25 protein-coding genes and 1 tRNA gene are annotated in these 23,605 nt (G+C 54.3%); 17 read left to right on the top strand and 9 right to left on the bottom strand.

Features of this window, described 5'->3' with window-relative positions; genetic code table 11:
• Positions 1-49 precede the first annotated feature (49 nt).
• Positions 50-331, top strand: coding sequence for a hypothetical protein (locus tag VMW85_01510; protein ID HUT26713.1), 282 nt, complete (start codon positions 50-52; stop codon positions 329-331).
• 12 nt (positions 332-343) lie between these two features.
• Positions 344-607, top strand: a complete 264-nt coding sequence (locus tag VMW85_01505; protein HUT26712.1) for a hypothetical protein — start codon at positions 344-346, stop codon at positions 605-607.
• Here the strand turns inward: VMW85_01505 and VMW85_01500 are convergent.
• Entirely contained in the window at positions 597-1,511 is a 915-nt protein-coding gene (locus VMW85_01500; protein ID HUT26711.1) for a hypothetical protein, read from the bottom strand. The genes VMW85_01505 and VMW85_01500 overlap by 11 nt on opposite strands.
• A 5-nt stretch (positions 1,512-1,516) precedes the next feature.
• Positions 1,517-4,135, bottom strand: a complete 2,619-nt coding sequence (locus VMW85_01495) for a PEP/pyruvate-binding domain-containing protein (GenBank protein HUT26710.1) — start codon at positions 4,133-4,135, stop codon at positions 1,517-1,519.
• Between the two features lie 102 nt (positions 4,136-4,237).
• On the opposite strand from VMW85_01495, the gene VMW85_01490 reads away from it, so the two are divergent.
• From VMW85_01490 to VMW85_01480, 3 genes are read left to right on the top strand one after another with little or no spacing between them, the layout of a single operon-like run.
• Positions 4,238-5,011: an inositol monophosphatase family protein gene (locus tag VMW85_01490; GenBank protein ID HUT26709.1), complete on the top strand. Its 774-nt coding sequence runs from the start codon at positions 4,238-4,240 to the stop codon at positions 5,009-5,011.
• Entirely contained in the window at positions 5,008-5,817 is an 810-nt protein-coding gene (locus VMW85_01485; protein HUT26708.1) for an NAD(+)/NADH kinase, read from the top strand. The genes VMW85_01490 and VMW85_01485 overlap by 4 nt, the downstream gene beginning before the upstream one ends.
• A complete protein-coding gene (locus VMW85_01480; protein ID HUT26707.1) occupies positions 5,811-6,191 on the top strand; it encodes a Mov34/MPN/PAD-1 family protein in 381 nt (126 codons plus the stop codon). The genes VMW85_01485 and VMW85_01480 overlap by 7 nt, the downstream gene beginning before the upstream one ends.
• Here the strand turns inward: VMW85_01480 and glmU are convergent.
• Complete coding sequence (gene glmU / locus VMW85_01475) at positions 6,188-7,414, bottom strand: bifunctional sugar-1-phosphate nucleotidylyltransferase/acetyltransferase (protein HUT26706.1); 1,227 nt, start codon at positions 7,412-7,414, stop codon at positions 6,188-6,190. The two genes, VMW85_01480 and glmU, sit on opposite strands and share 4 nt — an antisense overlap.
• Before the next feature lie 46 nt (positions 7,415-7,460).
• Positions 7,461-8,756 carry a phosphoglucosamine mutase gene (gene glmM / locus VMW85_01470; GenBank protein ID HUT26705.1) on the bottom strand — a complete coding sequence of 432 codons (1,296 nt, stop codon included), beginning with the start codon at positions 8,754-8,756 and terminating at the stop codon, positions 7,461-7,463.
• A gap of 260 nt (positions 8,757-9,016) precedes the next feature.
• Here glmM and VMW85_01465 point away from each other — a divergent pair, with 260 nt between their 5' ends.
• A complete protein-coding gene (locus VMW85_01465) occupies positions 9,017-9,235 on the top strand; it encodes a hypothetical protein (GenBank protein ID HUT26704.1) in 219 nt (72 codons plus the stop codon).
• A gap of 53 nt (positions 9,236-9,288) precedes the next feature.
• On the opposite strand, the gene VMW85_01460 is transcribed toward VMW85_01465, so the two are convergent.
• From VMW85_01460 to ppk1, 3 genes are read right to left on the bottom strand one after another with little or no spacing between them, the layout of a single operon-like run.
• Positions 9,289-10,851, bottom strand: a complete 1,563-nt coding sequence (locus VMW85_01460) for a Ppx/GppA phosphatase family protein (GenBank protein ID HUT26703.1) — start codon at positions 10,849-10,851, stop codon at positions 9,289-9,291.
• Positions 10,841-12,988 (bottom strand): YfcE family phosphodiesterase, encoded by a 2,148-nt coding sequence (locus VMW85_01455; protein HUT26702.1) that lies wholly within the window; start codon positions 12,986-12,988, stop codon positions 10,841-10,843. The genes VMW85_01460 and VMW85_01455 overlap by 11 nt, the downstream gene beginning before the upstream one ends.
• Before the next feature lie 2 nt (positions 12,989-12,990).
• On the bottom strand, positions 12,991-15,126 hold the full coding sequence (ppk1, locus tag VMW85_01450) for a polyphosphate kinase 1 (protein HUT26701.1): 2,136 nt from the start codon (positions 15,124-15,126) through the stop codon (positions 12,991-12,993).
• Positions 15,127-15,250: 124 nt separating this feature from the next.
• Between ppk1 and VMW85_01445 the strand changes: the two genes are divergently transcribed.
• From VMW85_01445 to VMW85_01430, 4 genes are all read left to right on the top strand, one after another.
• Positions 15,251-16,033, top strand: coding sequence for a ThiF family adenylyltransferase (locus tag VMW85_01445; protein ID HUT26700.1), 783 nt, complete (start codon positions 15,251-15,253; stop codon positions 16,031-16,033).
• Positions 16,034-16,103: 70 nt separating this feature from the next.
• The gene (locus VMW85_01440; protein HUT26699.1) at positions 16,104-16,349 is read left to right on the top strand and encodes a hypothetical protein; all 246 of its coding nucleotides are present in this window, start codon (positions 16,104-16,106) and stop codon (positions 16,347-16,349) included.
• Positions 16,346-16,852 carry a ubiquitin-conjugating enzyme E2 gene (locus VMW85_01435; GenBank protein ID HUT26698.1) on the top strand — a complete coding sequence of 169 codons (507 nt, stop codon included), beginning with the start codon at positions 16,346-16,348 and terminating at the stop codon, positions 16,850-16,852. The genes VMW85_01440 and VMW85_01435 overlap by 4 nt, the downstream gene beginning before the upstream one ends.
• Positions 16,849-17,481, top strand: a complete 633-nt coding sequence (locus VMW85_01430; GenBank protein HUT26697.1) for a Mov34/MPN/PAD-1 family protein — start codon at positions 16,849-16,851, stop codon at positions 17,479-17,481. Before VMW85_01435 ends, VMW85_01430 begins: the two co-directional genes overlap by 4 nt.
• Position 17,482: 1 nt before the next feature.
• Here VMW85_01430 and VMW85_01425 read toward each other — a convergent pair whose 3' ends face one another.
• Together VMW85_01425 and VMW85_01420 are read right to left on the bottom strand one after the other, a co-directional pair.
• Complete coding sequence (locus VMW85_01425; protein ID HUT26696.1) at positions 17,483-18,022, bottom strand: SIS domain-containing protein; 540 nt, start codon at positions 18,020-18,022, stop codon at positions 17,483-17,485.
• Positions 18,019-19,017, bottom strand: a complete 999-nt coding sequence (locus VMW85_01420; GenBank protein ID HUT26695.1) for a TIM barrel protein — start codon at positions 19,015-19,017, stop codon at positions 18,019-18,021. The genes VMW85_01425 and VMW85_01420 overlap by 4 nt, the downstream gene beginning before the upstream one ends.
• A gap of 343 nt (positions 19,018-19,360) precedes the next feature.
• Here VMW85_01420 and VMW85_01415 point away from each other — a divergent pair, with 343 nt between their 5' ends.
• The 7 genes from VMW85_01415 to trkA all read left to right on the top strand — a co-directional run bounded on the left by VMW85_01415 (position 19,361) and on the right by trkA (position 23,605).
• Entirely contained in the window at positions 19,361-19,720 is a 360-nt protein-coding gene (locus VMW85_01415) for a 50S ribosomal protein L18e (protein HUT26694.1), read from the top strand.
• A 5-nt stretch (positions 19,721-19,725) separates the two neighbouring features.
• Positions 19,726-20,142 (top strand): 50S ribosomal protein L13, encoded by a 417-nt coding sequence (locus VMW85_01410; protein ID HUT26693.1) that lies wholly within the window; start codon positions 19,726-19,728, stop codon positions 20,140-20,142.
• 1 nt (position 20,143) lies between these two features.
• Positions 20,144-20,545 carry a 30S ribosomal protein S9 gene (locus VMW85_01405; GenBank protein HUT26692.1) on the top strand — a complete coding sequence of 134 codons (402 nt, stop codon included), beginning with the start codon at positions 20,144-20,146 and terminating at the stop codon, positions 20,543-20,545.
• Between the two features lie 12 nt (positions 20,546-20,557).
• On the top strand, positions 20,558-20,743 hold the full coding sequence (locus VMW85_01400) for a DNA-directed RNA polymerase subunit N (GenBank protein ID HUT26691.1): 186 nt from the start codon (positions 20,558-20,560) through the stop codon (positions 20,741-20,743).
• Between the two features lie 25 nt (positions 20,744-20,768).
• Positions 20,769-20,844 (top strand) — tRNA-Pro (locus tag VMW85_01395).
• Positions 20,845-20,940: 96 nt separating this feature from the next.
• On the top strand, positions 20,941-21,957 hold the full coding sequence (locus tag VMW85_01390) for an isocitrate/isopropylmalate dehydrogenase family protein (GenBank protein ID HUT26690.1): 1,017 nt from the start codon (positions 20,941-20,943) through the stop codon (positions 21,955-21,957).
• A 301-nt stretch (positions 21,958-22,258) separates the two neighbouring features.
• On the top strand, positions 22,259-23,605 hold the full coding sequence (gene trkA, locus VMW85_01385; GenBank protein HUT26689.1) for a Trk system potassium transporter TrkA: 1,347 nt from the start codon (positions 22,259-22,261) through the stop codon (positions 23,603-23,605).

The following is a 23,605-nucleotide window of genomic DNA, read 5'->3' as shown; positions in this document are numbered from 1 at the left end:
CCGAGATACAGAAACAAGTGCAGATCACGATATCGATGAGGTGAGAAAGATGACGGACAAAGAAATGCCAGATGCGGAACAGTTAGGGCAGATATTCGCTGTGCTGTCGGAGCATGTGCCGAAGCTGCTCGACAGTGTGACCAAGGTCCTTTACGGAGCTCAGGAAGGTACCAAGTTCGGAGAGTCTGTGGCAGCCTTCTACAAGGCCTTAAACGATGCGGGAATGAGCAAGGATCAAGCGTTCGAACTGACCAAGGAGTACATGTCCAATCTGAGCCTGGGTGGAATGCTCAAGAACATAGTGGGCGGGGCGAGCAAAAAAGATGAATGAGGCGCCAAGCCGATGTCATCGAAAAAAAATAAAAAAACTGGCGACCGCCAGGCCGTGATAGTCGCGGCCGCGGCGATACCAGTATTGATGTGGCATTTGACGATAGCGTACCTGCGCATGAGGCGACGGGCCAACAAGGAGGGTCGACAATTCTACCTGGCACTGGTCCGGGACGGTATTCCCAAGGACCATGCTAGGGAGCTAGCCGACGAATACTCCTCCAACCTCTCCCTGGTCAGGCTGATCAGGGAGGGGATGGGCCGGTTCACTTTCTGAACAGATACTCGGCTATGCCGAAACCGACCTCGTCGCTGCCGTCGTCGATGCGATAGCGGGCCAGATTCTCGAACATTATGGAGCCGCGGTTGTCTTCGCCCTTGAACTCCATGACGACCTTCCTCTTGACCTCGCCTTTTACACCGTAAACAACGCCATCTTTGTCGTACATGGCCATGTACAGCGTGTTGGGGCTTCCGTCAGCGTCATATTCGGTCACCATGTCCACCTTGACGATGGGCAGGGTCTCTCCGTCCACATAGATGAAGCCGGCGTCGATGTCGCCCTTGTCCATGTACATCTTGGTCACGTTGAAGCCATAGCCATCGTTGAACTGACAGGTCAGCCATACCCATGCCCTGGGAGCGGTCCAATCGCGCTCGCCCCAGGAGTGGTCCCTTTCGCCCAGTCCCTTGATGTAATAATCCTTGTCGTCGATGGTCAATTGTCCTAGGACCTTGCCCATCTGCTCCAGATGCTCAGAGGCTACCGACGCCGCCATGGCTTCCTTGTCGCCGGTGACGCACTCGCGATAGTTGAACATAGGATTTACACCTTCGAACCTCAGATCGAACACGACCTTCGAGACGGTTTCCTCGCCCTTCATATGCGTGGGCAGTTCACCTTCGAATTTTAAGTTCCAGACCTTTTCATCCTCCACCTTGGTAAAGGTCAGGCCTTTGGCGTTCAGTTCGCTGCCATCGAACTCCACGTTGTCCTTGGTCCCCACTATGGAGCCGTCGGGCATCATGAAGAAGCAGAACAGCATCTTCTCGTTCTTGTTGGGCATTAAGCCCAGGCGCATGAAGCCGCAAATGTCGTTTCCGCGGTCATAGAAGCTGAAATAGAAACTTTCGTTCCAGTTCTTCTGTTCGCCATGCTCGTGAATTATATCCGTTTCCACTGGAATCATCCTTCCCTGATATAGATCAAGCCTTCGTTGCCGTCAAGGGTTATCCACTGACCTGTTATGAATATTTTTGTGGCGCTCTTGACCGCGGTCACTGCCGGAATTCCGTATTCCCTGGAAACCACAGCTCCATGGGAAAGGATACCGCCAGTCTCTGTAATGAGCCCCCCGATCTTGGAAAAGACCGCGGTCCATCCGGGGTCTGTGTTGGAAGTGATGAGGATCTCCCCCTCTTTCACCTCGGAGAGCTGTTCTATCGACTCAACCACCCGCACCGGGCCGGAGGCTATCCCCGGACTTGCAGATGTCCCCGTGAGCCTGACCGCGCTCCCGGTCACCACAACGGTATCGTCGAACTCTACACTCCCCTTCAGGAACTTGGGCGGAAGCTCTCCCTTCCACTGATGGAACACATTCTTGCGCTCCGGTATCATCGCCAACGCTTCCTTACCGATCCCTTTGGCCAGGGCGAATATCTCCTCTTTGCTCAGGAAGAATATGTCCTCTCCTTCTCCTATCCAGCCCTTGGACAAGAACCTTCGGGAGAATTCCATGTATATCCTCCGCTCTCTGTACAAAATATGGTCAAGGAAGTAGCGCTGGTTCTCCCGGAATATAAGGTAGGTCTGAGCGAAATGCATGACGATGCGGAATATGCCGGCCTTGAAGTAGCCCTTATCGAGGTCCCTTATCTTGGCAAGGATGTCCTTCTCCGCTTCCTCCCTCTCCTTGATCCTGCGTCTTTCCATTTCCTTCAGGTCCAAGCGGGATGAGGACACCAGCGAACGTACGATGTCCGCGACCAATCGAGGATCGTCGCCCCAGCGAGGAAAGTACAGCTCCCTGGTATGCGAGCGATGACCGTAATCTGTGAGGAAAGAAACGAACTCTTCCCGATAACCGCTCATCTTGGGGTCATCATTCATCTTGGCCGTCATCTCCCTGGAGCTCAGACCAAGGACGTTGCCTCGAACGTATGGGTCATCCCTTGCCACATCGGCTAGTTTATTGAGCGCTATATTGGTCTCGATGGTCTTATTGCCCTTAAGGCCGCTGATCACCCTGGAGTAGAGAGCACCTGAGCTATCATTTAGCCAATCCTGCAGCCAGCGTTTGACCATCATGTTGGTGCCTATGGAGTGGGTCACCATTCCGTAACGAATAAGGCGATAATGCTTTACGATCCGCCGTTCCATTTCCCACACAAGGTCTTCCAGCTTCTCGTCCGGTATCTCCGTTAGGTCCATGGCATCGAAGGTCTCGGCCCATTCCAAGAAGCCAGAGGCCCATTTCTTATAGGCCTTGTCGGTGCTAAGTATGACGCCATCCCGGTCCAGCAGGGCGATCCTGACCTCCGCCAGCAACCTCCTGAACGTCCTGGTCTTGGCGTTAGCTATGCGAGCCTGATCCTTTTCCGGGAAGTAATTGAGCAGTTCTTTGGTGCGTGAGAACTTAGGGTTGTAGACCAGCATTCCCTCCAGTACCTCGGCGTTGAAATAAACGTGTCCTTTGTGGATGTGTAGTAGTTCTTTATCGGTCAGCTCGTAATAGCCCATGATGGCGCTGCCTTCCCAATTGACGTACTTGGTCAACCATGGTCCCAAAACGGAAAAGAACAAGGGCGAGGTAACGTCCGCCCAATACTCATCACCATAGGCTCGGGTCCACAAGGTGTGGTCCCCGCCGATGGTGGTGATCGGGCGGGACTGTAGCAGATATATCTTATCCCCCTCGGCCGCCCATTCGATGTCCTGTGGGCTCCCCATATGTTCCTGAAGGGCACGCCCCAGTTTGGCGACCTTCTCCACGTTCGCTCGGCTCAGGGAGGCTCGCTTCTGCTCAGCGGCAGGAACGTCCACCACCTTCTCCCCTTCGGGGGAGAGGAAAATGGCCTTGGCCTTACTGCCGATGACGGATTCCCTAAGCTCGCCGGTTCGAGGGTCGCAGACGAAACGGTCCGGCGTCACCAGGCCGGAGGCGATCGACTCTCCCAATCCCCAGCTCGATTCTATGATGATGCGCTCCTCTCCGCTGACAGGGTCTGATGTGAACATGATGCCCGAGGAGTCAGCATTGACCATGCGTTGGACTATGACGGCCATACCGGAGTCCAGATGTCCTATCTTATTGTCGTGACGGTAGTTGATCGCCCGGTCGTTCCAATATGAGGCCCAGCACTTTTTGATATGGTCGCTTACAAGTTCAAGGGAAACGTTCAGAAAGGTGTCCTGCTGGCCGGCGAAGGATGCCTGCTCCAGGTCCTCTGCGATGGCCGACGAACGAACCGCCCATAGGCCCTCTGGTCCAAGGGTTGACATCTCCATGTGAAGGTTGTCCACCAACCCTTTTTCCATTTTCGTCGATAGCACCCATCCGCGGATCGATTCCGCACAGCGTGCCACCTTCAGACCGTCGCTGTGATCCAGGGTCCGTAGTATCTCTTCGATGCGCGGCCTTAGTCCATTGGCGTTCAGGAACCGTTCGTAGGCTGCGGTACCGATGACGATCCCCTCAGGGACCGGGAACCCGTCGGCCATTAGGTCCGTCAGGTTGCGAGCTTTCCCGCCGATGTCCTTGACCTCCCCTTTTCCAGATAATGAAATGATGTCCTCGCTCAAAAGATCCCTCAAGCCCCCTGAGGCATTGAGGCAACGCCCTGCAATGTATTAGCTATTTCCACTGGTGCAATTATGTATAATCCTCCGTCAATATCCAAAGCGATGAAGGAGACATTGTATTGGCTGGCCGAGAAGGTGGCCGGTGAGATCGATGGCCACTGCGAGTTCGAAGAAAGGGCAGAAGAGGTGAGCATGGGGGCGGATGGCACCCCCACCTGCCGTATCGACCAGGTGGCCGAAGAAGCTCTTCTTAGGATGATGGACGAGAGGAATGTCCCCCTCAATGTGCTTAGCGAGGAGGCTGGCTTCATCGATCGTGGTTTTGATCGAACATTGATCATGGACCCTGTCGATGGCACATACAACGCCTTGATGGGCATACCGTTCTACAGCGTTTCCTTGGCCGTGGGGACAAAGAGCATGAACGATGTGACCCACGGCATCGTACGCAACCTGGTCACCGAGGATACTTTCTACGCGGAGAAGGGGAAAGGGGCCACTTGGAACGGGCGTACCATCCACGCTCGCCCATTCCAACAGGACGGATCGGTGCTCATGGTCTATCTAGGAAAATTTTCTTCCAAGGCCACCAACGCTGTGGTCCATAAGGCACGGCGGACCCGTTCGATGGGGTGCTCCTCTTTGGAGATGTGCCTGGTGGCTGCCGGCCTGGCTGACGGCTTCTATCTCAATTCCGAGATCTATGCGAGGTCCTTGCGAGTGGTGGACATAGCCGCCAGTGCATTGATCCTTAGGGAGGCCGGTGGGGAGCTCTACGATATGAACGGGTCCGTGCTGGATATGCCGTTGGACCTCAAGTCCAGAGCGAACACGCTGGCAGTTGGCGACCCCGAGGCTCTGAGGTGGTTACTATGAAGTTCGGTATGAGCGTGAACATGGACATTCCCGATGCCCCGCGCATTGCAAGGAAAGCGATCGATCTCCTTGAAGGACACGAGGTGCTGCTGGAAAATGAGATGGCCCAGCGATTCAAGGTCAAAGGGCACCGCATCGATGATATGGACGTTGACATAATGGTCACCGTGGGCGGTGACGGCACCATCCTGCGTGCACTGCAGCACAATAAGGCACCGATGTTCGGTATCAACGCTGGTGATCTAGGATTTCTGACGGTGGTTTCGGAGGAAGAGATGGAAGAGGGGATCGACAACCTCCTGAACGACAATTACGAATTGGAGTGGAGGACAAAGCTGCAGACCGTGGTCGGGGGCAGACGCATGCTCGACGCAATGAACGAGGCGGTGCTGCACACGGCCCATGTGGCCAAGATCCGCCACTTCCAGGTGTTCGTGGACGGGGAGATGGCTGTCAACGTGCGAGCGGACGGGATCGTGGTGGCGACCCCGACCGGCTCCACCTGTTACGCCATGAGCCTGGGGGCTCCCCTCATCGACCCACGGGTGGAGGCGCTTGTCATCGCCCCTATGGCCCCGTTCAAGTTCGCCGCTCGCCCATTGGTGGTACCGGCCAGTAGTCGTATATCAGTGCAGATAGTCCGGCCGAAGGAGTGCGTGGTCGTGGTCGATGGGCAACAGGAGATGATGATGGCCGGGAATGAGACCGTGGAGTTCCAGGCAGCGCCCGATAAGGCTCGTTTCGTCAATTTCGGCAAAGGTTTTTACGCCCGCACACGTGAAAAGCTCATGGGGGCGTTGTGCTGAAGAGGGTCAAAAGTATCGACCGCTCCCTCATGGAAATGGTGAACCAAGCGTCAAGGGACAGCCTGCCGAACGAGTTCATGGCTATGCTGAGGGTCGAGGAAGGCGTTATCTCGGAACTGTTGCTGGTGCCTGGAACACTTCAGGGGAAGGACTCCGCGCTGGTGATGCTGCACATGCTGCCCATCGATCATACGGTGGTCGGCACCATCCATTCTCACCCCGGTTACAGCAACCGACCTTCCAGGCAGGACCTGGAACTTTTCCGTCGCTATGGTATGGTCCACATCATCACATGCTTGCCGTACGATGAAAATAGTTGGCAGGCCTACGATCATCAAGGTAGTAGTATAGAGCTTCCAGTCGTGGACCTTTAAAGGACCCTGCTGTTCGGCCCTATGTTCCCCCGGGCCAACGCCCCCATCCCGATGATGGTACCTTCCCAGATGACGGCCCCGGGCTCTATCATGGCGTTTATTCCGGTCTTCACATCATCACCGATGATGGCGCCTAACTTCCTTCTTCCGGAGTTTATGAGCTGCCCCCTGGTCGATACCCTGACAGCGCGGTCGTCAAAACGCAGGTTGGCCACCTTGGTCCCTGAGCCGAAATTGCACCGTTCACCGATCACGCTGTCCCCTATGTAATTGTGGTGCGGTACGTTGGTCCTTTGCATGATGATGGAGTTCTTCACCTCAACCGCGTTCCCTACCTTGACCCCCTCACCGAGGCAGGTGGAAGGGCGGATGTAACAGTTCGGTCCGACATCGCATCCCTTGGAGATGTAGACCGGTCCTTCGATGTAGCTCCCGCTGCGGATCACAGCGCCTTCCTCGACGACGACGTTGCCTTTGATCACAGCGCCTTCCTCCACCGTGCCACGGACATTCCGTTTCAAACGCCCCATGAGGTATTCATTGGCTCGTAGTAATTCCCAAGGATAACCTACGTCTATCCATTCCCCCACGATGCGATGGACCCTCACGTCCATCTCAGCGGACATCATGTTCAAGGTGTCTGTGAACTCGTACTCGCCCCGGGAGGACCGTTCTGTCCTATGGATCAGATCGAAGACCTCGGGAGTGAGACCGAAGATACCGCCGTTGATAAGGTTGGACGGAGGGTTCGACGGCTTCTCCCAGACACGTACCAGTTTCCCATCTTTTTGCTCGACCACTCCGAAGCGGGAGGGGTCGGGGACCTCCACCGTCCCCATGATAGGCCGCCGGTCCTTTTGGAACGCGGTTACCAGCTCTGCTATCGATTCCGGGGCCATGACGACATCCCCGTTGACGCATACAAAATCTTCCTGGATGATCCCTTCGGCCACGCCGATAGCGTTGGCGGTGCCTAACCTTTCCTTCTGTTCCAGGTATGTTAGGTCCACCCCCATATGCTGTCCGTCGCCAAAAAACTCCCTCACCTTATTGCTCTTCCAGCCGACCAGGATGGTCTGGTCCTTGATACCCGCGTCCTTCAGAGCTTGTACAAGGTGTGCCAGGTAAGGTTTCCCCGCCACAGTGAGCAGAGGCTTGGGTTTGTTGCTGGTAAGGGGTCTGAGTCGGGTGCCATCGCCGGCGGCTAGGATGAGGGCTTTCATTTCTCTCCTTCCACTTGTCAATAGGTGCTATCTATTAAATGTCTGCTTAGCCCAAAGCCTTCCTCACTCGCGTGCTAGCCAGGTCCACGATCGCTTCCAGGTCCTTCTGGTCCCGGGCCTCGGCGGTGAGCCTGATCTTAGGTTCTGTGCCGGAGAGGCGGACCAGCATCCAACCGTGGCCGAGGTCGACTCGGAATCCGTCCACAGTGCTCAGGTCCCCTTCCACGGACCCCATCTCCTCTGCCAGCCTGGTATGCACTCTCTCCCTATCCTCGGAATTGAAAGAGAAAGATGAGCGTGCCGAACAATAACTGGGCAGAGCATTTACCATTTCATAGAGCGGTCTCCCTTCAAGGAGCTTTATCAAGGTGGCTCCGGCCAGGATACCATCGGGACAGTAGCTGATCCGGGGGAAGATGAACGTACCAGAAGGTTCTCCTCCGAAAGGCAGCCCCTTCTTCTTCATAACCTCAGATACGAACGCATCCCCCACCTTGGTGCGCGTTATCGTTCGTCCTACGATATCATCCAATACCATGGAGGCATCGACCGGTGCGGCCATATCGTCGATCTCCATCAAGGAGGCGAACAAGGCCAAAAGACGATCTCCGCTGACGTAGTGACCTTTTTCGTCCACAGCCACCATGCGATCCCCGTCGCCATCGTGTGCGATGCCCATCACGCCCTTGGCCTTGGCCAAGTTCATAAGGTCCTTCAAGTTCTCCTCAGAAGGCTCCGAGGGCCGACCAGGGAACATACCATCTGGATTGGCGTTGAGGGTCAAGACCTCGCAGCCCATCTCACTGAACGTGCGGGGACTGACCGTTCCAGTAGCCCCACAACCGCAGTCAAGCACCAAAGGGCGATCGGCCTGACCCACCTCTTCGAGGATGGCGTTGATGTGCTCATCGACTGCTCCCTCCCATCTCTGCTCCTGGAACATGGAATTCCATGCGGTCCTCTTGCCTCCGCTAGTTATGAGCCGTTCAACCTCTGCGGTCTGATCTCCATCGAAGGCACTGCCATCCTGGTTCCACATCTTCACCCCGTTGTACTCCGGGGGATTGTGTGAGGCGGTGACCATTAGCCCACAGTCGAAATGGGAAGCGGCGTAGGCCAGTGTTGGTGTGGGGATCATTCCCGCTCGGTATGGTTCAGCCCCTGCCTCGATAAGTCCGGCCATAAGCGCGTTCATCACCATATCCCCGCTGGTCCGCGGGTCCTTTCCTAGTACGACAATGCCGGCCATTTCTCCAACTGCACGACCGATCTTGACGCAAAGCTCGACGTTTATGTCCTTTCCGACCAAACCTCGTATACCAGAAGAACCGAAGAGGCTCATAATGCTCCCGAGGTTATCCCAACCGGGGCATATAACCTTGCTCCCTCCAGCACTAGCCAGTCATCGACCCAGCATGGTTTTCAAATTCATACAGTGTGTATAATTATCTGGGTTACCTGAGAATTAACAGGGCATATTATATAAGTAAATGAACGCTGGATTTAATTCTTTATACGATAAATTTTATATATAGAATATTTCCATTACTTACTGGGTAATAGGCCAGAGTGGTCGATTATCGAGGAGGTAATTCTTTGGTGATGGAGAAGATTAGTTTAGACAAGGCCAAGGACATCGCGAAGAAAAAGGGTCTCAAGCCCGGTCGCGTGAAGGGCACTAACGGAATTCAGTTCACGAAGGGCAACAACGCAAGGCTAGAGATCGTTTCCTGGGACGAGTTCGAAAAGACCTTGGGAAAGAGAAGTCTCGCGGTGTTCGAGAGTGGCGGCTGGATGAAAATAATGAAGAAGACCAAGTAGGTTTTTTTTATTACCCAGCCAAACCCTTTAAATTCGATTTTACCTTTTATTCTTTAACTTTCGATGCGGTTCAGTATCACTTGTAATTCTTTTCCAAAAGCTTTCACGAAAGCCTTGCGGTCCTCCTCCAAACGCCACATCTCAAGCTGCGGGTCCCCGCTGGCGGTCACGATCAGCCTCACCGAATTTTTCATTACCTTGCTGAAGTGCACGCTCTGCACCAGGTTGGAGTGAGACCTGTCCAGGCTCTCGGCCATCCGCAGAAACGTGGAAAGGTGCAGCACCACTCGCTTATCGATGTCATCCAGGTCCTTCAGGTCCACCGACCGGACCTTGGGGGTGCGCTTCCTATGATACTTGGCCACATTGGCCATGATAAGCACCTCGCGGCTCGAAAATCCCAAGAGCTCGGCGTGGCAGATGATGTAATGCGAATGAAGATGATGATCGTTGAAGGAGATGAAATCCCCCACATCGTGCAGGAACGCGGCATGATGCAGTAGCTCCCGTTCCTCCTTACCGAAACCATGAAGCCCTTTCTTGGCGGCGCTGTCGAACAGCTCTAGGGCAATGGTCATCACTCTTCGGGCATGCTCCTCGTCCACAGAGCACGTCCGTCCGAGCTGTATCGCACTTCTTTCCCTCACCGATAGCTCGCGATATCCAGGGAACTCCTGCAAACCTCCGAGATAGTCCAGGAGCATCCCATCACGAAGGCTGCGTGAGCTTACGGCGATCTCGCTCAGCTTCAGTTCCTCCATGATCATCTCCAGTATCACCGCACCGGCCACGATGATGTCCGCCCTTTCAGGATTGATCCCTGGCACCTTTCGCCTGGTATTCAGGTCCATGTTGGACAGGTAGGGAAGAATTTTCTTCAACTGCGAATGACGGATAATGCCTAGATGGGCGGAACTGTCATGTTTTGCTAAGATCTCCGAGAGATTGACGATGGTACCGGAACTGCCGAAGGCCAGACTCACCTTGCTCTGCACGATCTCTCTCTTCCCACGGACCAGCGCGCTCTTCACGTACTTGCGCATTTTGTTCAGTATGTCTTCCGATACCGGTCCCTCGACCTTCTTCACGAACATGGTGGTGAGGCGGATGGCCCCGACCTTCAAGCTCTCCAGGTACGAGTAGTTAAGCTGGTCACCCAGCACCAGTTCCGTGCTTCCCCCTCCGATGTCAATGAACAAGGAGGTCTTCCGTCCAATGTGATGTCCGCTGGATACTCCTAGGTATATCAGACGTGCCTCTTCCATTCCGGAGATGATCTCCAGTTCCAGTCCAGTGACATCCTTTAACCGGTCAACAAGGTCCATCCGGTTGATGGCCTCACGAGTGGCGGAGGTTGCCATGGCCACGAACTCCGTGGCGCCATATGTCCGGGAGAGATCACAGAAGTTCTTTACCACCCTGATCGTCCTATCGATGGCCTCCTCTGACAACACACCTTCCCCGAACTCGGTGTCCCCAAGCCTTACTATCTCCTTCTGTTCGCTGATGACCGTGTAGGAACGATTGGCGTTGATGCGCACTACCAGCAGCCTCACGGAATTGGTGCCCACGTCGAGGAAGGATGTGACCTTCCCTTTGTCCGCCTCATTGTTCAAGGCAGACCCTCCTACTGAACACACTTTCGAACTGGCATTGTTTATACCCGACCCATTCCCGTTCCAGTATGAACGGTCCACTACCTGCCAGTTGAAGGCGGACCTCCTTTTTCGACACCACGGCGGTCACGCCGGTCACCCGGGAATCGTGTCCCCGGTCCAGGGCATCAGCGATGGCCAGCAAGGCAGCGAGCTTTCGCACACGTCTACGGTCCCTCTGCTTAAGGTCTCTGAAGACGCGGTCGTTCTCCCGCGGTGAGCGGCAACCATGGTAGCGGGAGATGCAAGCCACCATCATCTGATCTCTCCGGTCCAGGGGTAGTTCGGCCTCCATGATCAGGTCCAAGGCTCTCCGCTGGTGTCCCTCCCCGCCCTGATATAATCCTACATCATGGGCCAGGGCGGCCATCTCCAGCAGCTCGCGGTCACCTTCTTTCGATCGGTGTAATCCTTTCGTTTGGTCAAAGAGCTGAAGTGCCAGGGTCCGCACCTGTTCTATATGCCCCTGGTCTGGTTGGAGCAACATGGCCCACTGACCTACGGCCTCCACCCTATCCTCCTTCCTCCCCTCGCCAATATCCTTGGCCTGGTCCTGGAATCCCTGTGCCAGCACCTCATCGGCCATCTTTTGGGAGTCGTACTTGACCTGATAGTGCTGTATTTCCATCATCGGAAATGTCAGTATGGCGTAGCAGGCCCGAGTCCCACCCCTCGGCCGCCCTACGCTCCCCGGATTGACAAATAGGGTGTGCGACACCTCCCGGTGCATAGGGATATGGGAATGTCCAGTGATCACCACGTCCGCCTTGGCATCCTGGGCTACACACTTCAATCGCGATTCGGGTGTGGCGGGGAGCAGTTTCTCCCGATCATTGCCAGGGGAACCGTGGGTCATGAGAACCGTCCGGCCGCAAATGTCTAACCGTACCTCCGTGGGCAGGGAAGATAACCATTCCCAGCCCTTATCATTCAGATCATTGACCAGGAATTCGAGGGAGGCGTCGAAGCATCTGCCGCGCCTATGGTGGGCCTCCAGAACGGTCCTGTCTATGTTCCCAGCGACGCTGAGCACGTCCGCACCCCTGAGCAGATCGATGACCTGGTTGGGCCTCGGAGCACCGACGGCGTCACCCGCGTGGAGTATCGCCGACACTCCCCTTTCGCGCGCGTGAGACATGACCGCCCTCAATGCCAACTCGTTCCCGTGCACGTCCGAGATCAGCGCCACGTTCATAGGGCAGACCTCCTCCGTCCCATGTTCTTTTAGCTTGTCCAATACGCGGTAGAAGAACCTTTCCTGCAACAGGACGTTCCAGCTCTCCATCAGCTTCCCATGCAGCTTCCTTCGACGCAGTTCGCGGTCACTTTGCAGACGGTCCAATGCCTTTTCCGCTTCCGGCATCCTTTCCCGCATTTCCGGTAGGCGCTGTAACCATATGTCGCAGTCATGCAGGTCCCCTACGACGTCCTGCAATCCCTTGAGGGTGCGTATCTCTTCGGTCAGACCGTCGGAGTAGGCCCCTCGGAACGCCTCCAGGGCATAGCGCAGGCGCTTCCCAGCGATTCGAAGGGCATGATGGCCCTCCCAGTCCTCGTAGACCGGCACCGAATACGAATGGGCCATAAGTTCCTCCACGGCAATGGCCGAATGAGCGTAGGCGTGGGAGCTGATCGCGGAAAGGTCTCCCTGCCACTTCTCCACACCCATCAGCTCCCGTTCCATTTCCCTGAGGGGGTTCTCAGCGGTCATACGGTCCATGAGCGCTACGATGTCAGGCTGCAACGTCGCCCTCCTGTCCCTGAAGGTACGGACGATCTCCCGCAGTCCGTCTCTCTCCGCTCCTTCCCAATTCTTACCGAGTTCCTCAAGAAAATCTATCTGGACGTCCAGGTCCCTCGCTTCGCCTAGGGCGGAGGTGATCTCTTTGACCGCTTGTCGCCAACGTTTGGCCTTCCTTTCCTTGAAGCATTCCTGGAACAGGCGCAATGCCGAGCGCAGACGTCGGCTGGCCACGCGCATGCGATGTACGCATTCGATATCCTCACCTTTGCGAACACCGTCAACCTCCGCCAGTAGGGCGGTCAATCGCTCTTTCGTCACCTCTTGGCCGAAATGGCACAGTTCCTCCTGCCTCATTCTCACTCCTCCTTGTGCCAGATACCACGATTCTTGATCAGCCATTCTTGAGAATCGACCCTTTCCTCTCCCTTCTTAGGTCTTTTTTTGACATAGCTTCCGTCCGGTAGCAGGTCGCGCGATTTCACGTTGTCCCGAAGATGAATGGGTAAGATCTTGTCCACCAGCATTCGTCGGTACTGTTCGTCCAGGACCGGGAATAGCACCTCCACTCGACGGTGGAGGTTGCGCGGCATAAGGTCAGAGCTGCCCAGGAACACCTCTTCCTCCCCCCCATTTCGGAAATATAATATGCGGGCATGCTCCAGGAACCGGCCGACGATGCTACTGACCTTGATGTTCTCGCTAATGCCTTTGATACCGGGTCTCAGCGCACAGAGCCCGCGCACGTTCAGATCGATCGTGACCCCGGCATTGGACGCTCGGTACAAGGCCGATATGACCTCCTTGTCCAGCAACCCGTTCAACTTGAAGGCTATGTAGCCGTCGCCATGATCTTTATGTCTCTGGGCCTCCCGGTCTATTCTGAATATCAGTTCCCTCTTCAAGGTCGCCGGGGCAACCAGCAGTTTGCGGTAGCTCTCCTTTTGCGCATACCCCGTCAACGAGTTGAACAGATCGGCAGCGTCCGCCCCAATGTCCGGATCGCTGGTCAGATATCCGATGTCCCCGTATACCCTGGCCGTCTGTGCGTTGTAGTTACCCGAGCCCATGTGCGTGTATCGTACGATGTCATTGCCCTTCTTCTTGACCACCAGCAACACCTTGGCATGCACCTTGAGGTCCAGCAGACCATACACCACATGGACACCTGCTCGTTCCAAGGCCCGGGCCCAGACGATGTTGTTCTCTTCATCGAAGCGAGCCTTCAATTCCACCACGGCGGCCACCGCCTTGCCATTCTCTCTGGCCTCCATCAGGGCGTCGATGATGGGGGAGTGCTTGTCAATACGATAGAGGGTTATCTTAATGGCAAGCACATGGGGGTCGTGAGCTGCTTGCTTCAGGAAGGTGACCAAGGGCACGAAGCTATCGTAGGGATGGTAGAACAGCCGGTCACGTCGGTCCACGGCTGTCATGATATCCTTTTCCGGCGCGAGGTCCGGGTGAACATAAGGTAGGAAGGGCGGGTCCTTCAAGTCCGGGCGATTGATGGAAAGGAGGTCCCAGAAACCGCCGAGGGCCAGGGGGGCGAACGAGCGAAATACGGCCAACGGGTGAAGCCCCAACTTATTACTGAAGAGATCGACCATCCTCTCGGGCATGTCCTTGTCCACCTCTAGCCTGGCCGGTGAACCGATCCTCCTGGTCTCCACGCTTTCCTCGATGGCGGTCAGCAGGTCTTCAGCCTCGTCCATGGTTATCTCGATGTCCGCGTCCCGAGTGATGCGGAAAGTATGAACTTCCTTGATCTTCATGCCCGGAAAGAGCAGGTCCAGATTGTCAGTCACAAGGTCTTCGAGCAATACGAAGTCCTGTGAGCGGCCCGGGTTGGTTCCAGGTAAAGAAACGAAGCGGGGGAAAAGGTCCACCGGGACCTTCACCCTGGCATAACGTTCGCCTCTCTGGGGATGGTGAACGACCACTGCCAGATTGATACTGAGATTGGAAATGAAAGGAAATGGCTGATTGAAGTCCAAGGCCAAAGGCGTCATCGCGGGGAACACCATTCTTTCGAAGAAGTCTCGCAGACCCTCCCGCTGTTGCGGGTCAAGGTCCTTTATGCGACGAATGCTGATGCCTTGGGCCTTGAGCTTAGGTAGAATGTCGTCATACCAGCACTTGCCGTGCAGCTCCAGCAACGGTAGCAGGTCATGGTTTATGATCTCCATCTGCTCCAAAGGTGTCAGTCCGTCCGGGGGTGCTTCCAACGCCCCCTTTTTCAACTGTCGTTTCAGCCCGGAGACACGGACCATGAAGAATTCATCCAGATTGCTGCCGCAGATGGCCAAGAACTTGACCCTTTCCAGGAGAGGGTGCTCCTCGTCCAGTGCCTCCTCCAGGATGCGACGATGGAACTTCACCCAGCTGATCTCCCTGTTCAGGAACGACCCTGTGGAATCTGGTTTCAGGGATTCGACTCCAGTGCTTCGCTTGGCCGTTCCCTTTTTACCTTCTTTGCTCTTCCCAGAGGGCATGATTATCCATATTATAACTGACCGCAGGATATATGAAGTTAGCAGTCCAGACTGATTTATTTCATTATCATATTATGTACTAGTACTGTTCAATTATTATATGCTGGGCAAATATTTCCAAGGCATGGAAGACGTGATCCGCCCTGGCGAACCGGACCTTGACCGGTTGGATAGGACAAGGCGCATAGGCTGGGTGGACCTGGATGCGGTTCAGAGGTCCAAGATATTGGTGGTCGGCGCCGGAGCGTTGGGCAATGAGGTGGTGAAGGACCTGGTCTTGTTCGGGTTCAAGCACCTGGACGTTCTGGACATGGATCAGGTGGTCCGTTCTAATCTCAACCGATGTGTACTTTTCAGAGAAGGGGACCAGTTATCCGGAAAAGGCAAATCCGATCTGGTGGCCGAGAGGGCTCGCATGCTCAATCCCGACGTGGAGATCAAACCTCTACAAGGAAAGGTGCAATCGCTGGGTCCGAAGGAACTGACCAGTTACGATATGGTCCTGGGGTGCTTGGATAACATTGCCGCTCGCCTGCATCTCAATGCTAATTCCTATTACTCCAAAGTGCCGTATATCGACGGCGGGACCGATGGTTTCCGGGGTAAGGTCCAGGTGATCATACCTCCGGTGACACCATGTTTGCAATGCACCATGAATCGCAGCCACTTCAGGGTGATGGAGCACAGGTTCAGTTGTACTGGTCAGGACACCGTCTTCTACCAGCCCAAGATGGCCGCGGAGATAACAACGACTAGCGTAGTGGCCGCCATACAGGTCCGGGAGGCGGTGAAATCGCTCTCAGGCATGGATGTCGTTCAACATGTCATGTATTACGATGGATTGAAAGGCACTTCCGACGTGCTCCTGTTGGAAAAGGACCCTGGGTGCCCCAATCATCTGGTATAGGCATTATCATTATGCTGATTCTAATGGAAAGGATTATACGCCCTACCTCAAGATTGACCAGTTCGATATCATGGTGGTAAGAGTAAGAATCAGGAACGCGGAGACCGGGGCCACGGTGGACATGGAACTAGAGGGCGAGAACAGCGTGGAGGAGATAATCGAAGGTGTCTCGGCCTATTGGGAAAAGGATCCCGGTGCATATGTGATACGCAGGGGGCGCCGTCTTTTACGCGGGCAACAGAAGGTCCAGGACCTGGACCTTACGTCCAGTGAAGAGCTGGAACTGATACCCGACCCCGAAGGCGGAAGCAGATGACCTTGCCCTTGGAGATACTCTACATTCGTTTGAGGAACGAGCTCGAGGTTTGCAGTAACTACCTTCCGGCCGAGTTCGATCTTGGAGAGGAGCATCTAACATCCTTCCCACTTAAAGTTGACATCAGTCTGGAGCACACGCCCGGTCCGATAATGGAGAACGACAAGGTAACCTATCGATATTCTCACCGCTTGCAACTGATCATTGGTCGGGAATATCCCTTTGAGAAGCCTTTGGTGATCTGGAGGACGCCCATCTTTCATCCCAATATCATGATGCCGGAGGACGGGGGCCATGTCTGCATCAAGCTGCTCTCCGAATGGTCCTTTAATTCCACCCTTTCAACGTTCATCAAAGGTCTGGAATCCATGTTGATCGCGCCCAATGGGGGAAGTCCGTTCGGAACAGATAGTTGCACTTCGGCCGCCCAGTATTATAATTCTGGAAAAAAGAAACCCATCCCCATCATTACCGCCCCTCCCCCTAAGGTGGTGCGATCTTGAGGCGCCCTCCAGTAATACTCGGGGGCCAGGACATGGAGGTGGAAGAGAGGGACCCTCCTTCTCCCGAGCGTACATTACCGCATAAATGGCTGTCCAAGGATGCTCGTCGCCTATACTCCGAAAATGACGGAACGGAGATGTACTTGTTCAAGATGGCCGAAGAGAAGGTGCGCAACCACGCCCTCAGCCGCACCAAGGACGGACTGGAGGTCATGGGTCTGCTGCTGGGGGAGGTGTTCACTCATCAAGGTCGTGAATACACGGTGGTGAGGGATGTCGCTACGACCGATCTTGAAGCCACTCCTGTCAGCGTTAGATTCGATCCCGAAGGTTTTGAATCGCTGTTCACCTCTCTTGAATCCACTCGCTTCCGCTACGTGCTGGTGGGCTGGTACCATTCCCACCCTGGTCACGGGTGTTTCCTCTCGTCCACTGACATAGCCACTCAGAAGGGCATGTTCGATCGTCCCTATCACACCGCCTTGGTCGTGGACCCGGTCCGCAAAGAGATGGAGGCGTTCTGTTTGCGCAATGGGGAAGTCCAACGGCGTAAGTTCCTGGTCTATTGGGATGAGTATCAGAACCCTTACTATGGGGAGAGCGTGAGGTCGCGCAAGCTTAGCGAGTGACTCAGACCCAGATGGCGTGCCTTCGCCTCAATGAGGTCTCATCCTGATTAAGGCGGGTCATCAACAAAGGGATCATCGAATCCAACATCACCATGCTGGCCAGCTCGAATATGGTCCCTAAGGGGGCCATGCGCTTCTTTTGATCGTCACGGGGCTGGACCAGCTCCAGGACGATGTTACTGGCGATGCCCAATTTGGAGTTAGTGCTGCCGGTGATCGAGATTACGATGGCACCTATCCTCCGGACGATGTTCGCGGTCTGCACCGCGGACATGGTCTCCCCGGTATTGGATATGATGAAAACAAGATCGCCCTTCTTGACTATGGGGGTGGTGGTGTCGCCGACAAAATGCACGCTTAGACCCATTTGAACCAGGCGAACGGCAAAGGCCTTTCCGACTAATCCCGATCGTCCAACGCCGTAAATGAATATCTTGGGTGAGGCCGCCAAGGTCTCGACGATCTCTGATACCACGGTCTCTTCCACCCTCTCAATGGTCCGCCTGACCTCGTCAAGGATATAGACGGTCGTGTCCTTCAATCATCATCATCGTCCTTGCCACCCTTGGCCTTCTTGACCTTGCTGTCCTTGGATATCTTCTTGGTCAGCACCCTTTCATAGATGACCTTCATGTACATGGCATCATGTTCCAGCAGAGGGGAGCTGGAGATGATGACCGAATTGGGATTGGCATCGGCCAAGAACTCGGCCATTGGTTCGAATCTCAGGTCACCTTTCTTGATGGGGGTCACCCGGCGTTCGTTGCCTCCGTCGTGTTCTACCCCTGAGAAATGTGTGTAATACAGGTCGCCGACATAGCTCTTGACCCGGTCGAAGACCTCGCTGAAATCTTCTGGTTCCCGGAGCATACCATTGGTACGAGCGTGTAGGTGAGCGAAGTTGACCACAGGAACGACATGGTCCATATCATCGCAGATGTTCATTATCTCTTCCAAACTTCCGAAGACCTCCTTCCTGCCAGAGGTCTCCAGTCCTAGCACGGGTTCCAGGCCGTTCTTGTCCCACCAGCCCACGATCTCCTCAAGCTTATCCTTTATGGCTGCGGAGGCCACCCTCGGGCTATCATTGCCATAGAGTCCGAGATGGGTGACGACCACGCTGCCCCCCATCTCCTGGGTCATCAGACCTGCCCACCTTATGGAATCCATGCTCTTGCGGGCGAGATCGGTACTGCTGGTAAGATCTATGTAATAAGGAGTGTGCATCGATAATTGCACATCGAGTTCACTTCCCATCAACCCCAGCTCGGCCAATTCGTTATAGTTCTGCACCAATCCTGAGGAAAGGCTGATCAAGGTGTCGTCCTCCTTGATCTTCTCGTCCAGATTCGTGATCTGCACCTCTTTCTTACCTTTCCGTCGGTGGATCTCCACGATCAGGTCACCCTCTAGGTCGCGTGGTGTCATCCCCACCTCCTCATCATCAGGAGAGCGGGGCATAACATTCACCCTGACCATCTGAACCTCCATGGCGTTAAGACCAAGATTATGGACATCCTCGATGCCATCCTTCAAAGTGCGACCCTTACAAGAAAGTGGAATACCAGCTGGACCAAATCGAATCATCAATAACCCCGAGCAAACTATACCGTAAGTCTAATAGTGTATATAAGTACTGTTAAAATTAATTAATATATGCACATGTTATCTTAAAATACACATCTCAATATCTATTTCGTCCCTTAAAGTATGTACTTTCTCTTAAATAAACCTTAACGAATGACCAAGGGCTTGAACTGTTCAACTTGTTCAAGCCAGACGCTCTTTTGGATGTCGTTTTAATGAAGCTTTTGGATGGCAAAGGTATATAATACCCTTCCATATTAGAGGGGCTTACCAATGTCGGGAGAGTCAGAAAATGACAACTAAAAAGACTGACCCTAACCTCGTGGCCACCATCGATTCGCTGAAAGCGGAGACGAGAGCCAGTGGGGTAGGGATCTGGCGAGACATTGCTCTAAGGTTGGAAAAGGCCAAGGTCAATTGGGCCGAGGTCAATCTGAGCAAGTTGGAGCGATACGCCTCCGAGGGCGACATAGTGGTCGTGCCCGGTAAGGTGTTGGGGTCTGGAGCGTTGAATAAGAAATTGACCGTAGCCGCCTACGGCTTCTCCGAGTCTGCCAAGAACAAGATCGAGGCTGCCGGGGGCAGGAACTTGACCATTCTGGATTTGGCCAAAGAGATGCCTCAGGGGACCGGGGTCAGGATAATGAGGTGATTTCGATGGCTATAATCGACGCTGAGAACCACATCGCAGGAAGACTTGGCACTGTTATCGCCAAGAGGCTCTTGAAGGGCGAGCAGATAGTTATCGTCAATGCTGAGAAGATCATAATCACCGGCGACCGCGACGCTGTCCTGAACCATTACAAAGTAAAGAGGGACCGCGGAAACATGAAGAGCGGCCCCTTCTTCCCACGCCGTGCGGACCTCATAATGAAGAGGACCGTCAGAGGCATGCTCCCCTGGTATACCACTTCTGGAAGGGAAGCCTACAGAAGATTAACGGTATACGTAGGAGTGCCCAAGGAGTTCGTGGAACAGGATAAGGAGAAAGTGGACGTCGCCATCAAGACCGGGCTGACACAGTTCGTCACGCTCAGTCAGATCGCCGAATTCCTAGGCTCGAGGGTGAAGTGATATGTCCGAGATAGTCAATACCAGTGGAAAGAGGAAGACGGCAGTGGCCCGCGCGGTTGCCCGCGAAGGCACCGGCATGGTGCGCATCAACAGCGTGCCCTTGGGTATCATCACTCCTGAGCTGGCCCGGCTGAAGATGGCCGAGCCTTTGACCTTGGTGCCGGAGATGGCGGCCAAGATTGATATCGATGTCAGCGTGGCTGGCGGCGGTGTAATGGGTCAGGCCGAGGCTACCAGGACCGCCATCGCCAAAGCAATCGTGGAGTATTTCAAGAACGACGAAATGGAGCTGGCCTTCAAGCACTTTGATAGGTCCTTGCTGATCAGCGACATCCGCCGTAAGCTCCCGAAGAAACCGCTAGGTCGCGGTGCTAGGAAGAAGAGGCAGAAATCGTACAGGTGAGCAGAAATGATAATGCCGGTTAGATGCTTCACGTGCGGCAAGGTTGTAGGAAGCTCCTACCAACCCTTCGTTAAAAGAGTGCAGATGGGGGAGGACCCCCAGGTAGTGCTTGACGAACTGGGCATCAAACGGTACTGTTGCCGCCGTATGATAATCTCCCACTCGGACCTGCTCGGTGAGCTGATCCCCCTGGGTTAAACCATTTAAAAACCCCTTTACAAATGGGTCCGTGGGGTAGCTTGGTATCCTTCCTGCTTGGGGTGCAGGTAACTCCGATTCAAATTCGGACGGACCCACCACACTTTTCTATTTTTTATTCTCTAGAACCAACGGAACATCTCATTTGTCGGTCCGGTAAAGGGTTATAATGCTCGTGATCTAATCATACACCGTCAATGAAGCATAGAATAGTGGTAATTCCAGGTGACGGCATAGGTCCTGAAGTGATTGATTCAGCGAAACAAGTGTTGTGCTCCTGCGAGGTCAATATCGACTGGGTCGAGGTAGAGGCTGGGAAGGGGGCGATTAAAGAGTTCGGCACACCGCTGCCCGAGCATGTCCTGGAAACCATCAGGGATGTCGGTATCGCACTGAAAGGGCCGATCACCACTCCGATCGGGAAAGGTTTCAGCAGCGTGAACGTGGCATTGAGGAAGGGACTGAACCTCTATGCTAACGTACGCCCGATCAACTCCCGGTTCGGGATCAGCGATAAGTTCTCTGGTGTGGACATGGTGATATTCCGAGAGAACACCGAGGACGTATATTCAGGCCTGGAACAGGACATCGCGCCAGGCGTGGCACAATGTCTTAAGATCATCACCAAGGAGGCATCGGACCGAATCGCTGAATTCGCGTTCGAGTTCGCCCGAAATAATGGCCGGAAGAAGGTGCAGGCAGTGCACAAGGCCAACATCATGAAGAAGAGCGATGGAATGTTCCTAAGAAGCTGCCAGGATGTTGCCAGTAGATATCCAGAGATCGAGTACGGGGAGATCATCGTGGATAATTGCGCCATGCAGATGGTCATCCGACCTCAGCAGTTCGATGTGTTGGTGCTCACTAACCTCTATGGTGACATCATCAGCGATCTCGGGGCAGGGCTGGTTGGAGGATTAGGACTGGTCCCTGGGGCGAACTATGGGGTGAACCTAGCTGTGTTCGAGGCCGCCCATGGTAGCGCCCCGGACATCGCCGGTAAGAACATGGCCAACCCGTTAGCGGTCATCCTTTCCTCGGTGAACATGATGCGATATCTGGGGGAAGGCAAGGTCGCAGAGAAGATAGAAAGTGCCGTCATCGAAATGTTGGCCGATCGGAAGATGTTGACCCCGGACCTGGGTGGGAAGGCCACCACAAGCGAGCTTACCCAAGCGTTGATCGGCAAGATCGAGCTATTGGGTCGATCCTAGGCCATGCCTAAAATGGGGGCATGGACAATGCTTGCACTTCAAAAGAAGGCACTTGAACAACGAAGCGGCACCGACACAAAGATTTAAGCCCTAGCCGACAAAGGGCGATCCATATTGCGAATGGACCATCGAGAAGGAATGAACCTGTCTTAAGGATCGATCCTGAAAATCTTTCAAACTTAATGGGAAGGCGGCGTGTGGCCGCATAGTCTTTTTTCAAACCAAATACTTCATAAAGGGGAATACTTTCTTTATTCAGTATCCGTTTTAGGTACATCTCTAGGGTTCGGAGCGTTGATGGATGCATGTCATTGTGGTAGGGGCGGGAAATGTTGGTTATACTATCGCCAGGATGCTTTCCAAACAACATTCTGTAATGGTCATAGAGGACGACCTAAAACGCTATGATTATGTGGTGAACCACCTCAATGTAGGCGCACTCAACGCCAACGGAGCCAGTCCGAAGGTGCTAAAAAGCATAATCAACGAGGACACCAACCTTCTACTGGCCGTGACCGAAAGGGACGAGACCAACATCTTCACATGCATGATGGCCAAACAGATCAACTCAAAGATCATCACTGTGGCTAGAGTGCGAAATCCCGACTACATAGATGGCACTCTGACCTCCAAGTTCCTTAATGTCGATCACATAATCTCCCCTGAGTACCTAACGGCGGTCAAGCTCAAGCGCATCGCCATGTTCGAAAACGCCATCGGTTGTGAGAGCATCCCCTCGTTAGGCGTTGAACTGGCTAAGTTCAGGGTGACGGGCAGGAAGGAAGGGGTGGTCATGGTTCCGCTGCGAGAATTGCCATTGCCCGAAGAGTGTAAGATATTGGTCATTCACCGCGGGAAACAAGTGATCGTTCCTAATGGCCACGACGTGCTGATGAAGGGGGACGAGGTCACCATCATCGGAAAGGAGAACGCCGTTATCCAGTTCAATAAAATGTTAGGCATCGTACGCGATCCCAAGGACGTGGTGATAGTGGGCGGCGGCATAGTGGGCGAACACCTGGCCACCATGTTGGAGAAGGAGAAACTGTCGGTTAAGCTCATTGAGAACTCCGAGGACCGCTGCCGGGTACTGGCTAAGAGGCTGAATCGAACGGTGATCATCAATGACAACGGCTCTGACCCTTCCGTTCTGCGTAACGAGAACGTAAGCATGGCCGACGTTCTGATCTGTGCCACGGACAATGAGGAGCAGAATCTATTGGCCTCCCTGATCGGGAAGCACCTGGGGGTCTCCAAGGTCATATCCAGGTATTCCAAGAGAGAGTACGAGGAGATATTCAGTATGACCGGTATCGACGCCTCGGTCGGTTACTATCACGTGGTGGCCAACGAGATCATCAAGGAGACGGTGCACAACTACGAGGTCATGCTATTGTTGGAAAAGTTCTCCGAGGAGTTCTTCGATCTGAAGGTCACTCCTGGATGTCGCATAATCGGCAAGAAGTTGAGCGAGATCGACATGCCCAAGATGTCCTCCATCGCCCTGCTGGTCAGGGATAAGGTCGCTGTCATACCTAAAGCCGAGATGGTCATCGAAGAAGGTGACAAGGTCTTCATCTACGCCCTTCAATCAGCCATCGCCAAGCTGGAGTGGATGTTCAAGGCCAATATTCCGGTCGGTCCGTAG

The organism is Methanomassiliicoccales archaeon, from assembly GCA_035527755.1.
Taxonomy (GTDB): domain Archaea; phylum Thermoplasmatota; class Thermoplasmata; order Methanomassiliicoccales; family UBA472; genus UBA472.
Note: the sequence above shows the minus strand (reverse complement) of the source record. Positions and strands in the feature narration are given on the sequence as shown.